Annotated in this window: 12 protein-coding genes, 1 tRNA gene and 2 pseudogenes; 5 read left to right on the forward strand and 10 right to left on the reverse strand. The window is 57.9% G+C overall.

Going from position 1 to position 16,095, the window contains the following annotated elements:
• Positions 1–171: 171 nt before the first annotated feature.
• Positions 172–670, forward strand: a pseudogene (locus RTCIAT899_RS14330) (helix-turn-helix domain-containing protein); the annotation flags it as partial.
• Here RTCIAT899_RS14330 and RTCIAT899_RS14335 read toward each other — a convergent pair.
• Positions 646–1,266 (reverse strand): annotated as a pseudogene (locus RTCIAT899_RS14335) (integrase core domain-containing protein); the annotation flags it as partial. The pseudogenes RTCIAT899_RS14330 and RTCIAT899_RS14335 sit on opposite strands and share 25 nt — an antisense overlap.
• A gap of 80 nt (positions 1,267–1,346) precedes the next feature.
• On the opposite strand from RTCIAT899_RS14335, the gene RTCIAT899_RS14345 reads away from it, so the two are divergent.
• A protein-coding gene (locus RTCIAT899_RS14345; protein WP_085999180.1) for an IS3 family transposase occupies positions 1,347–2,449 on the forward strand; the annotation gives its coding sequence in 2 pieces (ribosomal slippage) (positions 1,347–1,608 and positions 1,608–2,449; 1,104 coding nt in all).
• 346 nt (positions 2,450–2,795) lie between these two features.
• On the opposite strand, the gene RTCIAT899_RS14350 is transcribed toward RTCIAT899_RS14345, so the two are convergent.
• A complete protein-coding gene (locus RTCIAT899_RS14350; RefSeq protein WP_015340848.1) occupies positions 2,796–3,821 on the reverse strand; it encodes an IS110 family RNA-guided transposase in 1,026 nt (341 codons plus the stop codon).
• Between the two features lie 307 nt (positions 3,822–4,128).
• On the opposite strand from RTCIAT899_RS14350, the gene RTCIAT899_RS14355 reads away from it, so the two are divergent.
• Positions 4,129–5,520, forward strand: a complete 1,392-nt coding sequence (locus RTCIAT899_RS14355) for a hypothetical protein (protein ID WP_041677645.1) — start codon at positions 4,129–4,131, stop codon at positions 5,518–5,520.
• A gap of 462 nt (positions 5,521–5,982) precedes the next feature.
• On the opposite strand, the gene RTCIAT899_RS14365 is transcribed toward RTCIAT899_RS14355, so the two are convergent.
• A protein-coding gene (locus RTCIAT899_RS14365; RefSeq protein ID WP_085999181.1) for an IS3 family transposase occupies positions 5,983–7,109 on the reverse strand; the annotation gives its coding sequence in 2 pieces (ribosomal slippage) (positions 5,983–6,881 and positions 6,881–7,109; 1,128 coding nt in all).
• Between the two features lie 256 nt (positions 7,110–7,365).
• Here RTCIAT899_RS14365 and RTCIAT899_RS14375 point away from each other — a divergent pair.
• Entirely contained in the window at positions 7,366–8,313 is a 948-nt protein-coding gene (locus RTCIAT899_RS14375) for an IS630 family transposase (protein ID WP_015340964.1), read from the forward strand.
• Positions 8,314–8,643: 330 nt separating this feature from the next.
• Complete coding sequence (locus RTCIAT899_RS14380; RefSeq protein ID WP_015339923.1) at positions 8,644–9,831, forward strand: IS481 family transposase; 1,188 nt, start codon at positions 8,644–8,646, stop codon at positions 9,829–9,831.
• A gap of 43 nt (positions 9,832–9,874) precedes the next feature.
• On the opposite strand, the gene RTCIAT899_RS14385 is transcribed toward RTCIAT899_RS14380, so the two are convergent.
• The 7 genes from RTCIAT899_RS14385 to serA all read right to left on the reverse strand — a co-directional run bounded on the left by RTCIAT899_RS14385 (position 9,875) and on the right by serA (position 16,050).
• Positions 9,875–9,951, reverse strand: a tRNA-Met gene (locus tag RTCIAT899_RS14385).
• A 162-nt stretch (positions 9,952–10,113) separates the two neighbouring features.
• On the reverse strand, positions 10,114–11,313 hold the full coding sequence (gene mnmA, locus RTCIAT899_RS14390) for a tRNA 2-thiouridine(34) synthase MnmA (RefSeq protein WP_015340965.1): 1,200 nt from the start codon (positions 11,311–11,313) through the stop codon (positions 10,114–10,116).
• Positions 11,314–11,586: 273 nt separating this feature from the next.
• On the reverse strand, positions 11,587–12,240 hold the full coding sequence (locus RTCIAT899_RS14395; protein WP_015340966.1) for a CDP-alcohol phosphatidyltransferase family protein: 654 nt from the start codon (positions 12,238–12,240) through the stop codon (positions 11,587–11,589).
• Positions 12,241–12,246: 6 nt separating this feature from the next.
• A complete protein-coding gene (locus RTCIAT899_RS14400) occupies positions 12,247–12,648 on the reverse strand; it encodes a hypothetical protein (RefSeq protein WP_041677647.1) in 402 nt (133 codons plus the stop codon).
• A complete protein-coding gene (locus RTCIAT899_RS14405; protein WP_015340968.1) occupies positions 12,645–13,595 on the reverse strand; it encodes a phosphatidate cytidylyltransferase in 951 nt (316 codons plus the stop codon). Before RTCIAT899_RS14405 ends, RTCIAT899_RS14400 begins: the two co-directional genes overlap by 4 nt.
• A gap of 2 nt (positions 13,596–13,597) precedes the next feature.
• Complete coding sequence (locus RTCIAT899_RS14410; RefSeq protein ID WP_041677963.1) at positions 13,598–14,245, reverse strand: lysophospholipid acyltransferase family protein; 648 nt, start codon at positions 14,243–14,245, stop codon at positions 13,598–13,600.
• Between the two features lie 209 nt (positions 14,246–14,454).
• Positions 14,455–16,050, reverse strand: coding sequence for a phosphoglycerate dehydrogenase (gene serA / locus RTCIAT899_RS14415; protein WP_015340970.1), 1,596 nt, complete (start codon positions 16,048–16,050; stop codon positions 14,455–14,457).
• Positions 16,051–16,095: the final 45 nt, after the last annotated feature.

Below are 16,095 nucleotides of genomic sequence, written 5' to 3' on the forward strand. Positions count from 1 at the left end.
AGTTCACGGCCTAGTGTTCGTGCCCATAGGAACAAGCGCGCTTATGCAGGTCGTTGGGAACTTGCGACACGCGGCAACTTCGAAAGTTGGGTGCCCGACCCGAGAGATAGGTGACGAATTGTACCCGGAGACATAGGGAACACTTTCCGCTTTTCTTGGCGGAAGGTGTTGATGCCGTTGAGAGAGACTTCGGTGATGGAGAAACGTCTACGATTTGTCGCTCGATTGCTTGAGGGCGAAGGCATGAGTGATGTGTGCCAGGAGTTCGGCATCTCGCTGAAGACCGGTTACAAGATCTTCAACCGCTGCAAGGGCGACGGCCTGCAGGCGCTGACGGATCGATCACGGCGGCCAGTGCGTTATACCAACCAGCTACCCGAACCGCTCGAAGCGATGATCGTGCGGCTGAAGGAGGGCAAGCTCCACCGGGGTGCACGCAAGATCCGCGAACTGCTGGTACATAAGCTTGCCGGCCAAAAAGCACGGCGTATGCCGTTCTCGACCGGCACGGACTGATCGCCCATGCCCACAAACGCCACCGATATCGAGCCGAAGGGACACAGCCCTATCACAGGCGATTACGCCGAACGATCTGTGGTGTGCCGATTTCAAGGGCGAGTTCAAGCTCGGCGACGGTCGATACTGTTACCCGCTGACGGTTACCGACCAGTTGTGCGGTCCCGGAATGAGCTGGTGCGGGTTAATTTTGAAGATTGAGTCGTCTTTTGTCCACGCGTCGCAGATTGCCTGATAGGGTGTTCGTCATCGTAGTGCCTTGAGGTGTTTGGCGAAGTTGTAAGCAGTGATGAAAGCCAGGACATGAGCCTTGAGGCTTTCCATGTCGTCATAGTGGTAGACCTTGACGGTGGCGTCCTTGATAGTGCGGTTCATCCGCTCGGCCTGACCATTCGTCCAAGGATGGTAGGGTTTCGTCAGCCGATGTTCGACGCCGTTGGCGATGCAGACGCGGTCGAAGGTATGGGGGCCGAGGAAGCGGCGGCTGGGGCCGGTGCGGTTTTTGGGCAGATCGGCGAAGGCCATACCGTTGTCCCTAAGCACGGTGTGGATCTTGTAGGGAAAAACCTCCACCACGCTCCGGAGAAAGTCCGCGCCTTCCATCTTTCCAGCGCAGTCGTGGAACTCGACATGTGTGAACTTCGAAACCCGATCGATGGCGAGGAACATGACCAGCTTTCCATCGGCATGCCGCAACTCGCAGCTGTCGATATGGAGGTAACCGATCTCGTAGCTCTTTGATCTGAACCTGATCTGAACCCTTCAAACTGGACCAGTTTTGGTTAGAGTTTTCCGGTGCATTTTCCTGGCTGGGAAAGGAACGGAAGACGATGAAGGCATCGCAGTTTTCGGACGCGCAAAAGGCGTTCATTTTGAAGCAGGGTGATGAAGGTGTGCCGGTTGCGGAGATCTGTCGGAAGGCGGGAATTAGCCAGGCGACCTATTTCAACTGGAAGAAAAAGTACGCCGGCATGTTGCCGCCGGAGATGAAGAAGCTGAAGCAACTCGAGGACGAGAATGCGCGACTGAAGAAGATCGTCGCGGATCTGACGCTGGACCGTGAGATGTTGCAGGATGTTATTCGGCGAAAGCTCTAAGGCCTGCTCGCAAGCGAGAGGTGGTGAAGGGTATGTGCCGGGACTGGGCAATCTCGATCCGGCGCGCCTGCGGGGCGCTGAACTTCGATCGTTCGACCTACCACTACACCTCTCGCCGTGCCGATCAGGCCGGCTTGGAACGTCGTATTCGAGAGATCTGCGAGACCCGTGTCCGTTACGGCTATCGTCGTGTGCATGTGCTGTTGGAACGCGAGGGTTGGGGCACAAGCATCAAGCGAACCTATCGCATTTACAAGGACTTGGGTCTTCAACTGCGCAACAAGACGCCGAAGCGCCGGGTCAAAGCCAAGCTGCGGGAGGATCGTCAAATGGCAGTCGGTCCGAACGATGTTCGGGCCATGGACTTTGTTCACGACCAACTCGCGACTGGGAAGAAGCTGCGCGTCTTGACGGTGGTCGATACCTACTCGCGTTATGTACCGGTGCTTGATCCACGTCACAGCTATCGCGGTGAAGATGTCGTGCAAACCCTGGAACGAGTATGCCGGAAAGTTGGCTATCCGAAGACGATCAGGGTGGATCAGGGCACTGAATTTGTGTCACGCGACCTCGACCTTTGGGCCTATGCCAAAGGCGTGACGTTGGACTTCTCTCGCCCAGGCAAGCCCACGGACAACGCCTTTATTGAAGCTTTCAATGGCCGCTTCCGGGCGGAGTGCCTGAACCAGCATTGGTTCCTGACCCTTGCGGATGCCCGCGAAAAGATGGAGGATTGGCGTCGATACTATAATGAGGAACGGCCTCATGGTGCGATCGGCAACAAGGTCCCGATCTCGCTGATGAATTCGGGAGGCGCAACCAGCCCGCCTCCTTGAATGAAGCCGGAAAACTCCAGCCTCCGCTGGTCCAGAAACCTGGGGCGGTTCAATGAAGCCGAGGCTCTAATCGTAGCCGGATCAAACTTCAGCGGCATGTATGGACGGCCTCCGCGTGGCAAGGGGCAATTTACTGTTTCCGGCAGATTGGTCGGGTGCAGGCATGTATTCGGCCTTTGATTGCGGCTTGTTCATGCCGCTGGCCCTGATGTAGTCCGCTGATCGGATCCCAGACAGGTCAACGCGCTTTCAAGCGGCACCCACTGATCGGGTTTGTCCGATCCCGGCTCGACCGTTCGCCATCACACCATTTGCACCTCACCAATTCCAGCAGCCTCGTGACTTGTCAAAGATTGGCGGCGGCCTCAAATCGCCTGCCTGTCGTCATCAACGCCCAGACGATCCGCGCCATCTTGTTGGCCAGAGCAACAGCGACGACGTTGTACGGCTTCTTCGCCAAAAGCTCGGCCGCCCACTGCGTCGGTGGAACTCTGGCCTTGCGGCTGAAGCGAAGTACCGCATGCGCCCCAACGACAAGAAGCCTACGGAGATAGGGATCGCCTTGTTTGCTTATCCTCCCGAGCCGGTCTTTGCCACCCGATGAATTCTGCCGAGGTACCAAGCCTATCCATGCCGCCAGTTGTCGGCCGGATTTGAAGAGCGACGCGTCTGTCACGGTCGCGGCGATTGCGCTGGCAGTGATCGGGCCAATTCCAGGTATTGTCTCAAGGCGACGGCTCAGCTCGTTGGAGCGATGCCAAGCATGAATTTGGCAATCCATCTCGCCGACCCTCTCGTGCACCTCCCGCAACTGCCCGATCAGCGAAAGAAGCGCGGAACGCGCAAGCGGAGGGATGAGATTCTGGCCATCGTCTTCTACCAATGCGATCAGCATTCCGACGCCGACAATGCCCTGACGCGTTACGATGCCGAACTCCGCCAGGTGGCCGCGCAAGGCGTTCACCAGCATTGTCCGCTGCCGGATCAAAAGTTCACGGACGCGATGCAGCATCAGGACACTCTGTTGCTCCTCGCTCTTCACCGGGACGAAGCGCATCGTCGGTCGCGCCACCGCCTCGCAGATCGCTTCGGCATCCGTCGCGTCATTCTTTTGCCGCTTCACGTATGGCTTGACGTAAGACGCCGGCATTAGCCGAACCTCGTGACCCAGCGCCAGGAGGACCCGAGCCCAGTGGTGCCCGGTCGCACACGCCTCGATTCCGATCAGGCACGGCGGCAATTTCCTGAAGAAAGCGGCGACATCCTCACGTCGCAGCTTTCGCCGGACCACTACCGCGCCCACCGCGTCTACGCCATGCACCTGAAAGACGTGCTTGGCGATATCCAATCCGATTGTGCTAACCTGTTCCATGGACGGCTCTCCCTCATGTGGACTTTCGACAGCCACACTTTGGCACACTGCGATGCCGGGAGCGGAGACCGTCCACCACATCAGGTCATGGTTTCTCACGGATACGACATCGGCAAGGGTCACCCGCAGTATTGCTACGAGCACAGGTGGGAGGGACATCCAACCCCAGGGGTCTCACTGCCTTGAGGCTCAACCTTTTGCTTGACGAAGAATTCCAGCCTGGGTTGTTGACTCCTTGCAAGATCGCCACATTATTGCCATAACAGCCATGAAAAAGCCTTATTATAGACTGTGGACGTAACATATAATGAAAAAATTGACGGTCGTAGATGCATCAGAAAATGCCGACTTACCGCTTATACGCCCCTTCCCGACCAAAAAGCCCATTATCTCCATGGGCGGCTGCAACCTGCTAGAATTACTCAGCCAACTAAATAATGTGGTTCAATCAACTCATTTTTGGCGTGCAACAATACCATCAATGATGTCTGCGCCGGTAATACTAGAGGATGCCAAATTTGAAAGTGAAGAAGTTTCGAGATTCCTGGAGCGCGAGACATCCAAAGCCGTATGTAAACGCCTGGAAGGGGACCAAGAAAGCGTTATTATATTTGAAGCGGCCGCTGATTTTGCCAACGCTTTTTTGAGGATTGGCGACACCATTATTCCTGACATACGCAACGATGTATTTGGTGCGGCATTTAAACACCTCGCTTTTGATGAGACATCGGAGTTGGCCAAAGCTGCGGTAATTCGCCCTGACGAGCAATATTATTGGGTTCTCTGGAAGCATCACTTCAACATTTTCTATCACAAACTTTTGAAAGAGCGTATCCAGCGGGGGGTAGATGTGGTCTTTCTATCTCGGCGTTTTTGCCTCACCGAACTGAGAGACGGCGAGTTCGTTCCCCTTCAAAACTTACGACAGCTCACGGCGCGCAATTCCATTTTGAACGATGTTGAGAACTTTATCTCGGCATATGAAGGGGTGAAAATACTTAAGTCCGCCCCTTCCCTTGAGTTTACATCTGCCGATGCCCCTTGGGGTGGACCATGGGAGTTCCACCCGAACAATACATACTATGCTGACATGCGATGCAAATTTCTGGATATGATCTTTCCAGGGGAGGATAAGGGCTCCAGGTATCTAGCGAATTGGATAGCCGAAAACGAGCAGAATGCTAACAACATGAGAGCTACTTTGGGCCGCACACAGGTCGCACTGATAGAGGCAAATAACATCACTGACGAGATGCGGCACGACCGAGATCTTGTCGAGCGAGATTTAGAGGCAACATGTGCTCAACGGGATGCATTTGCGCGGAAACTAGACGCCGCGGAAACGCTCGCGAATGCCCTCCGGTACGAGAGTTCCGTGAAGGAAAACGCCATCGCCGAACAATCAGAGATCAATGAAATTCTTTCGAAGGAAATCGCCGCTCTGAGAATGAAGCTGGAAGATATCCAAAATGCTATGAGTTTCTCATCTAACAGATATAGCGAAAGAAAGGGAAGCTTGCTGCATCGGCTTGCGAGGTCCATTGCGCTTCATTTCGACACAAGTCAGCTTCGTAAATTCGGCTTTAATGAGGAGGCATATCTCGAGGAGAACGAGGACGTAAGAAAACAGAATGTCAACGCCCTTAGGCATTATGTAATATACGGAATGAAAGAAGGAAGAAGTTTCTCCAAGGCCTAAACTTATTAAATTGCTTGGCGATTATCGGCTGTTATAATTCAAGGTTTCCGAATAAGGAAACGCTTGATGATGCGTCGCCGCTACGAACTTGGCGAGCATAAACGGTCGATCATATCGCCATCGTTGCCCAACAAGCCCCGCACGGCCGCAAAGGTGCTGCGTGGGATGGTGATGAACTGATCGATGATCGGGAGAGCGACTTCGCGGCCGGACAGGATGCCGGCCAGTATGATGAGCCGGATTCTGCACGCACGGCAAAGCACGTGCCCGCACTTCGGACGAGTTTCATTATAACTCCATCAACGTGTTTACTAATTGTGGGAGGTATGCTTGATTCAACCGATAATGGAAAAACCAGGGAAAAGTATGCTTAAGAATGCAAAGTCAGCCCTTGGAAACGAGTTTCTGAAGCACTCTGATAATTGTGGTTGAATAGCCCCGAGTTTCCTAGACGCCCTCGGGTTAGATTTTCTGCTGCTTTTCGAACTCGACGGGCGACAGCATCCCGTTCCTGACGTGTTTGCGTTTCGGGTTGTAGAACATTTCGATGTAGTCGAACACGTCCTGGCGAGCTTCATCGCGTGAACGGTAGACCCTGCGACGTATCCGTTCTCGCTTGAGAAGATTGAAGAAGCTCTCGGCCACCGCGTTATCATGGCAGTTGCCGCGTCGGCTCATGGAATGAACCAGATTGTGATGCCTGAGGAACGCGGCCCAGTCCATGCTGGTGAACTGCGAGCCCTGGTCCGAGTGGATCAGCACCTTTTCCTTCGGCTTGCGTCGCCACACGGCCATAAGCAGAGCCTGTAGAACGACATCGGTGGTTTGGCGGCTCTGCATTGCCCAACCGATCACACGACGCGAATAAAGATCGATGACGACGGCAAGATAGGCGAAGCCCTCGCAGGTTCGGATGTAGGTGATGTCCGTCACCCAGGTAGTGTCTGGAGCCGTCACGTCGAATTGCCGGTCGAGCGTGTTGTCGATGACGACCGAAGGCCTGCCGCCGTGGATGCCGGGACGGCGTTTGTAGCCAATCTGCGCCTTGATCCCGGCAAGGCGGGTCAGACGCGCAACCCGGTTCGGGCAACATGTCTCTCCCTGATCGAGAAGGTCGTCGTGCAGCTTGCGATAACCGTAGACCTTGCCGCTCTCTTCCCATGCCTTCAGGAGCAGGTCGGTCTGTCGCTTGTCCTCGCTGGCTCGCCTGCTCAGCGGGTTCTTCAGCCAGGCATAAAACCCACTGGGATGAACCCGCAGAAGGCGGCACATCGTCCGCACCGAAAACTGCAAGCGATGCAGAGCAATGAACGCGTACTTCACTTTGCATCCCTGGCGAAATACGCGGCCGCTTTTTTTAGGATATCTCGCTCCTCGGTGACGCGAGCCAGTTCCTTCTTCAGCCGCCGGATCTCCTCGGCCTCGTCGTTGCCCTTGGTGTTCGACGCAGCAAACTTCTTTTTCCATTCGTAGAGCGAATGCTGGCTGACGCCGAGGCGCTGCGAGACCTCCGCAACCGGATAGCCTCGCTCCGTGATCTGGCGCACCGCGTCACGCTTAAACTCTTCGCTGAAATTCGATTTGCTCATGATGCTCTTCTTGCCTCAAAATTAGGAAAGAAGGCGTCTACAAATCTCGGGGCTATTCACTGGACGCGTGTCGCAACACCATATGACAAGCTCATGCTCAACTTCGCAGCAACTTGCTACATAGCCGCTATCGTCATGTGGTGGACTTGATTGAGTCTCGAGCCTAGAGCGGCTCCGCGTTTATCGGAATCGGAGTGGGATTCCCAAATCAGCAGATTGTGATTCATGATGGATGCTGGAATGGAGGCGAGCATATATGACGCGACCCTATTCGAATGATCTTCGTGAGCGAGTCGTTGCTGCGGTTGTGAGTGGACAGAGCTGCCGGGTGGTGGGGGAGCGGTTCGACATAGCTGTGTCGTTTGTGGTGAAGTGGTCGCAGCGCCATCGGGCGACCGGCAGTGTGTCGCCCGGCAAGATGGGCGGCCATCGTCGGCGGGTGCTGGAGCCGCACCGCACCTTTATCGTCGAGCAGATCGAACAGACATCCCATCTGACACTGCATCGGCTGAAGGATGAGTTGGCCGCCCGCGGCGTGGCCGTCTCCCATAATCCCATCTGGCAGTTCATGCGTCGCGAAGGCCTGAGCTTTAAAAAAACGCTGTTCGCCCTTGAGCAGGGTCGCGCCGACATTGCCCGGCGCAGAGCGCGCTGGAAAGCCTGGCAGGGTCGCTTCGACCCGACGCGGCTCGTCTTTATTGATGAAACCTGGATCAGAACCAACATGGCACCATTGCGCGGCTGGGGGCCGAAAGGCAAAAGGCTGCGTGGCTTTGCACCCCATGGCCGCTGGCGCACGCTCACTTTCCTCGGCGCCTTGCGCTGCGACAAGCTGACCGCGCCCTGCGTCTTCGATGGTCCCATCAATGGCGAATGTTTCGGCGCCTATATCCGACAACAACTGATCCCGACCCTCAAGCCCGGCGACATCGTCATCCTTGACAATCTCGGCTCACACAAGGCCAAGGCCATTCGCGATGCCATCAGGGCGGCCGGCGCAAGGCTGTGGTTCCTGCCGAAATACTCCCCCGACCTCAATCCGATCGAGCAGGCCTTCGCAAAGATCAAACACTGGATGCGCCAGGCTCAAAAGCGAACCGTCGAGGACACCTGGCGCCATCTCGGATATCTCACCGACACCATCAAGCCGGACGAATGCGCCAACTACTTCTCAAACGCAGGATACGCTTCCGTCAAAACTTGAATTGCTTGTCTTATGACTTTCGCTGCCCAACAGGCGATAAAGAGACCGCCGGGAGAGAGTAGCCGCCCTCTGGCGGCGGCGAGGGTCGGATCGTTGAACTGCGGACCGTTTGACGGGTCGAGCTAGAGTTTGATCGCCCTCGTCTTTCCCTTGAGGCCTGAACGGATACCCGCAGTTTGGCTGCGCATGACAAGCACAGGACAAGCGAAAGATGACGAAGGATACCATTGGCGTCGATATCTCGAAAGACCATTGCCCGGCCTGAGAGATAGGTGACGTTTCGTACCGGAGACATGGGTAACACTTTTCGCTTTTTGGCGGGAGGTGTTGATGCCTTGGAAAGAGACTTCGGTGATGGAGGAACGTCTACGTTTTGTCGCCCGGCTGCTGGAGGGCGAAGGCATGAGCGATGTGTGTCGGGAGTTCGGCATCTCGCGCAAGACCGGTTACAAGATCTTCAATCGCTATAAGGATGACGGACTGGAGGCGCTGACGGACCGGTCTCGAAGGCCCGTGCGTTATGCCAATCAGTTGCCTGAGCCGGTCGAGGCGATGATCGTCTCGTGCAAGAAGAACAAACCCCACTGGGGTGCCAGGAAGATCAGGGAGCTTTTGGTGAAGCGCCTGGCCGGCGACGTGCGCGTACCCGCCAAGAGCACGGTGCATGCCGTTCTTGACCGGCACGGGTTAGTCGCTCATGCCCGCAAGCGGCAACGACACCGAGCCGAAGGAACCGTCTTATCTCAGGCCTTGCTGCCCAACGATCTGTGGTGTGCCGACTTCAAGGGCGAGTTCAAGCTTGGCAATGGTCAATACTGTTACCCGCTGACGGTCACCGACCAGACGTCACGTTATCTTCTTTGCTGTGAAGCCTTCGAGTCGACGCGCGAGCGAGGTGTTTTCGACGCCTTTCGGCGGTTGTTTGCCGAGCGTGGCCTGCCGGCGGCGATCCGCAGCGACAATGGACTACCCTTCGCCAGCCCCAACGGGCTCTACAATCTCTCGAAGCTGTCGGTCTGGTGGCTGAGGCTTGGCATTGCCCTCGAGCGCATCAGGCCGGGCCGTCCTCAACAAAACGGCCGGCATGAGCGCATGCACCTGACGCTGAAGCAGGAGGCCACCCGACCAGCTGGCAGAAATATCCTCCAGCAGCAGGCCCGCTTCGATGCATTCGTCAGCGAATTCAATGAGGAGCGGCCACACGAGGCGCTGGACATGAAGGTGCCGGCAGATCTCTACACCGCCTCGTCGCGCCCCTATCAAGGCCTGCCGCAGATCAACTACCCCTTCCATGACAGGAAGGCGCTGGTCACCAATTGCGGCCGCATCTGCATCTATCGCAAGAAGATCAACATCTCGACCGTCATGGCCGGCCAGAAGCTTGGAATCAAGGAAGTCGACGACGGTATTTGGCTCCTCAGCTTCATGCATTATGATCTGGGATATATCGATCTGGAGCAGAGAACTTTGCAAACCATCGACAAACCGTTCGGCACGAGGTTGTCACCCATGTCTTAGGGACGATCCGTTACCTATCTATCCGGGCTGGACATAGAAATTTTGGTAGCGGAGGAGGGATTTGAACCCCCGACACAAGGATTATGATTCCTCTGCTCTGACCTACTGAGCTACTCCGCCACGCCGCATTGATGTTGAACATCAAATGCAAAGGTCAAACGAACTGTCGCTCGAAAGCGCTAGCTCGTCGGTTGAGCGGCTTATAAGGTGCGGTTCGGCTTGGTGTCAAGCGGATGATTTGGAAAAATCAGTGCTTTCTCTTGATGTCGACGCCGCCTGCTCTCAGGCGGCGACAGGACCCGCCAGCAGCGCCTTCAACGACGCCTCTGCCATTGGCTCGCGTTCCGAACGCTCGATGAAGCCGCCGCCGTAGACGCGAGCGTCATCACCGGGTGCAGAATAGAGCGCGCAGGCCTGGCCCGGAGCCACGCCTGCCTCACCGACGGCGAGGTCGACATAGATGCCGCTGGCATCGGCATGCAGCACAGCCGGCGACGGTGCGCGGGTGGAGCGAACCTTGGCGAAACAGGCAAAGCCCGCGCCGGAAGCGGCCTGCTCCAGCGGTTCGTCGCCAAGCCAGTTGACATCACGCAGATAGACGCGGTGCGTTTCCAGCGCCTCCTTCGGGCCGACGATGACGCGGCGCGAGCGGGCGTCGAGATAGACGACGTAAAGCGGCTCGCCCGTGGCAACACCGATACCGCGGCGCTGGCCGATCGTGTAATGCAGGATACCCTCGTGCTGGCCGAGCACGCGGCCGTCGAGGTGCACGATCTCGCCGGCAAGCGCCGCATTCGGCTTCAGCTTGGCGATGACGTCGGAATATTTGCCTTGCGGCACGAAACAGATGTCCTGGCTGTCGGCCTTCTTGGCGACGACCAGGCCCATTTCCTCGGCAAGCGCGCGGGTTTCGGCCTTCGGCATACCGCCGAGCGGAAAGCGCAGATAATCGATCTGCTCCTGCGTCGTCGCAAAGAGAAAATAACTCTGGTCGCGATCGGCATCGGCCGGGCGATAGAGCGCGCGGCGATTTGGGTGCTCCGTCGATGGATTCGGACGCGAACGGATGTAGTGGCCGGTCGCCAGCGCATCGGCGCCGAGTTCCTTGGCAGTCAGCAGAAGATCGGCGAACTTGACCGTCTGGTTGCAGGCAACGCAGGGGATCGGCGTTTCGCCGGCCACATAACTTTCGGCGAAGGGATTGATGACCGTCTCACGGAAACGCTTTTCATAATCGAGCACGTAATGCGGAATACCGAGCGTTTCACAGACGCGGCGCGCATCGTCGATATCCTGGCCGGCGCAACAGGAGCCGGCGCGATGCACGGCCGCGCCATGGTCATAGAGCTGCAGCGTGATGCCGAGCACATCGTAACCCTGCCGCTTCAAAATGCCGGCGACGACGGAACTGTCGACACCGCCCGACATGGCGACGACGACGCGGGTATCTTCCGGCCTCTTGTCAAAATCCAGTGTATTCACGGTCGTTGCCGCCAGTCTTGAACGATCTTCGATGCTGCCGAGCGGGAGACGTTTCTTCGAAACGTCGCCACGCTCTCACGATTTCATTTCGCATGATCTGATCCAAAAACCGCTGCACACTTTTCGGGATCATGCTTGTTGCCGCCGGATGCCATGCAAAAGCGGCGAATTTTCATTGCACAGGGCCTTTAGCCGCTCTTTGCAGCCAGCCTCAATTGTGGACGGATATAGAAAGGATTGCCAACCCATGCAAGGGGTGGGCGAAATCGCGAATCATCCCTCTGCCTTCAAATGCAGGATCAGATTGAGGCTGCGCCGCAGGACTGTCACCGCCGATCCGGCGGCAACGACCCAAAGAGCGATGGTCAAAACCCAGCTGCCGCCGCTCCATAGCGCCTCGATGAGCGAAAGCAAAGCCGCAGCCGTCGCGACCGCCATGCGATGCTGCTTGGCCATCGGACCGCCGAAATCGCTGGGATTGCCTGTGGCGCGGCCAAGCTCGCGGACATAGGCGGTCAGTACAGCAAAGGCGGCGGCGGCCCAACCGAGGCCCGGCATCGCAATGCCATAGCCGATACCCGCAAAGATGAGGATATCAGCGATGCGATCCGGAAATTCGTTCCAGAACGGTCCATCGGCCTCACCTTTTCCGCCCTCGACCGCCACCATACCGTCAAGCAGATTGCAGAGCAGACGTAGCTGACAGAACAAGGCGGCAAAGATCAGCAAGACCATCCGCATTCTGGCACTACCGGTGGCCCCGGAGAGCCAGAATGATGCCCCCGCCAGTGCTGCCATGACCATGCTTGCCTGCGAGATCTGGTTCGGAGTCACTGAAAGCGCAGTCATGCGCCGCGCCAGTGCCTGTGCCCATCGTGTGTTGCGGCTCGCCAGCGGCCGCCTGTCGCCTGTTCCCTCGCCGGTCATACGCCCTCACCTTTCATGATTTCGCGGCCTTCCGCCCGATATCGAATAATTGTAGATCGTCGCATAGCTGGAAGAGACCAGCAGCGGCACGGCAATGGTCTTCAGGATCTCCGGCGTGCCGCTCAACGCGTGGATGACGACCAGGATCGTTGCCGAGCCTAGGCAGGCGATCAGCGGCGGCGCCCAGAGGCGCGTAGAGCCGTCGAACCGGCGCGACAAAGCTTCGACCACGGATTTCAGGAACAGCGTCAGGCAGCCCGAAAGCACGCCCTGCACGAAGCCCGCGATCAGCGGCCGCGGCATCGGGTGCATGCGATTGGCGAAGAAAGCCCAGCCGCCCATGGCAAGGAAGGCGAAAAGCACATGCACGATGCTGCTGCCGGCAAGTGCTTTCAGCCTTCCGCTCATGACAGCGACCACCAGAAGCGAACGAGATGAAAGAAGATCGGCGCGGAAAAGACGACCGAGTCCAGACGGTCGATCAGGCCGCCATGCCCCTCGATGAGATGGCCCCAATCCTTGACGCCGCGATCCCGCTTGATCGCCGACATGACGAGCCCGCCGAAGAAACCCATGATCGTGATGACGAAGGCGAGAAGCCCGGCCTGCAGCGGCGTGAACGGCGTCACCCACCAGAGGGCCGCCCCGATCAAAGAGGCGCTGATGACCCCGCCGACAAAACCCTCCACCGTCTTCGAGGGCGACAGCCGCGGCGCGATCTTCGTCTTCCCGAAAAGCTTGCCCCAGACATATTGCAGGACGTCGCTGAGCTGCACGACGATCACCAGAAAAGCGATCAGCAGCACATTGCGGCCTTCATAGCCCGGAATGTGCAGTGTCAGTAGCGCCGGCACATGCGAGGCGCAGAAGACGCAGATCATCAGCGCCCATTGCACCTCGGCGATCCGCACCAGAAACCGCTCCGTGTCGCCGCGCAGCACCGCGATGATCGGCATGAAGAGGAAGGCGTAAACGGGGATGAAGATCGAATAGATACCATATTGCTCGGCCCAGAGCAGATAATATTGCACCGGCAAGGCCACAAAGAAGGCCGCGGCAAGTGCCCAATGATCCGCCCGCTTCGTGTTGATCAGCGTCATGAATTCGCGCAGCGCCGCAAAAGAGCAGAAGGCGAAGAGCAGGATGACGCCGGCGCGCCCGGCAATGAAGGCGATGCCGATCAGCACCACCATCACCCACCAGGCCTTGATGCGCGCATTCAGATTTTCGATCGCGGCATTCGATCCGTCAGGCGACAGCCGCCGCTCCAGCACGTAGCCGATGACGGAGGCGACGATCAAGACGCCGAAAATGCCAAGAACGAGGTGGATCAGATCGGCACTTGCCGCACCCATGCTCAGTCTCCCGCCCGCTTGGGCGCCAGTGCCAGCAGCGCCGCTTCGGCTCGCGCCAGAAACTCCGCCTTCTCTTCGGTCTCGCCGATATGCAGCGCCTCGCCGAAGGTGACCGTGCAGATCAGCGGAATGGGCACGAACTCGCCCTTGGGCATGACGCGGTTGAGGTTGTCGATCCAGACGGGCACGAGATCGATATCAGGGCGAGCCTGCGCAAGATGGAAAAGCCCGCTCTTGAAGGGCTGCAACGGCTGCTCGGTGAGATTACGGGTGCCCTCTGGAAACAGGATCAGCGAGGAGCCGGCATCGAGCGCCTGCGTCATCTGCGTGACCGGATCTTCCTTGCGCGCTTCACGATCCCGTTCGATCAGCACGGCGTTGAAGACGTCCCGGCCGATGAAGCTGTTCAGCGGCGATTTCAGCCAATAATCGGCGCCCGCCACCGGGCGTACGCGGCGGCGCAATCGTGGCGGCAGGACAGTCCAAATCAGGATGAAATCGCCATGGCTGGAGTGATTGGCGAAATAGACGCAGCGGCGGGTTTGCATGCCGCTTTCGGGCCAGATCGCCCGAACGGCGGTAATGGCGCGCGCAAAGAGCACGATCGCCACGGAAGCCGGCTTCGCCAGCCATTCGATCGGCGTGCCCATTCCTTCCCCGAGGATGTTCTTCCGCAAAGCCTCCATGACCATAGAGATAGGCGCGTTTCATCGCTCCCGATAGCCTGTGCACCGGGCTTATCCACAACCCTCACGACCATGAAGAAAGCCCGGCGCAACTTATGTCGCGCCGGGCTTTCGGATTGGCTCTTGGGAGGAGCGAATTCTATAGCTGCCGCCCTTCTCCAGGGCGGGCAGGCTCAATCGACGTTGAATACCAGCGGCTTTGCCTGACGGATCGCCTGATGCGCCGTCAGCTTGCCGAGCACCTCATCACTGATCGGACCGTCGACATAGAGAAGCGCGATGGCATCACCACCCTGCTTGTCACGGCCAAGCTGGAAGTTGGCGATATTGACGCCGGCAGAGCCGAGCGTCGTGCCGATGAAGCCGATCATGCCGGGAACGTCGGTATTGGCGAGATAGACCATGTGGTTGCCGACATCGGCATCGAGGTTGATGCCCTTGATCTGGATGAAGCGCGGCTTACCGTCCGAGAAGACGGTACCGGCGACGGAGCGGCTCATGCTGTCTGTCGTGACCGTCAACTTGATGTAGCCGTCATAGACGCCGGTCTTGTCGCGCTTGACTTCGGCAAGGACGATACCCTTTTCCTTGATCATGATCGGTGCCGAAACCATGTTGACGTCGGCAACCTGGTTGCGGATCAGGCCGGCCAGCAGGGCGCTCGTCAGCGCCTTGGTGTTCATGCCGGCGGTGACGCCGTCATAGAGAATCTCGATTTCCTTGATCGGATCGTCGGTCACCTGGCCGACGAAGGCGCCGAGAACGTCGGCAAGCCTGATGAACGGCTTCAGGATCGGCGCTTCCTCAGCCGTGATCGAGGGCATGTTGATGGCGTTGGAGACAGCGCCCTTGACGAGGTAGTCCGCCATCTGCTCGGCCACCTGAAGTGCGACGTTCTCCTGTGCTTCCGTCGTGGACGCGCCGAGATGCGGCGTGCAGACGACATTCGGCAGGCCGAAGAGCGGGCTTTCCTTGGCGGGTTCGACCTCGAAGACGTCGAAGGCGGCACCGGCGACATGGCCGGACTTGATGGCTGCGGCAAGAGCTGCCTCATCGACGAGACCGCCGCGGGCGCAGTTGATGATGCGCACGCCTTGCTTCATCTTGGCGATGGCAGAGGCATCGATGATGTTCCGGGTCTTATCGGTCAAAGGCACATGCAGCGTGATGAAGTCGGCGCCGGCGAAGAGCTCGTCGAGCTCGACCTTGGTGACGCCCATTTCCTCGGCGCGCTCCTTGGACAGGAACGGGTCATAGGCCAGAACATGCATCTTCAGGCCAAGGGCGCGGGCAATGACGATGGAGCCGATGTTGCCGGCGCCGATGATGCCGAGCGTCTTGCCGGTGATTTCGACACCCATGAACTTCGACTTTTCCCACTTGCCGGCCTGCGTCGAGGCATCGGCCGCCGGAAGCTGACGGGCAACGGCAAACATCAGCGCGATGGCGTGTTCGGCCGTGGTGATCGAATTGCCGAACGGCGTGTTCATGACGATGATACCGCGGCGCGAGGCGGCGGGGATATCGACATTGTCGACCCCGATACCTGCGCGGCCGACAACCTTGAGGTTCTTGGCCGCTTCGATGATCTTCTCCGTCACCTTGGTGGCGGAACGGATGGCAAGACCATCGTAGTTACCGATGATTTCGAACAGCTTGTCCTTGTCCTTGCCAAGCTGCGGCTGGAAATCGACTTCGACGCCGCGATCGCGGAAGATCTGGACGGCGGTTTCCGACAGTTCGTCGGATACGAGAACGCGAGGTGCCATTGAGGCCTCCTGAAAAGGGTCAGCTAAGACGAGCAATTCCACGAA

The sequence above is a fragment of the Rhizobium tropici CIAT 899 genome, assembly GCF_000330885.1.
In the GTDB taxonomy this organism is placed as follows: Bacteria; Pseudomonadota; Alphaproteobacteria; order Rhizobiales; family Rhizobiaceae; genus Rhizobium; species Rhizobium tropici.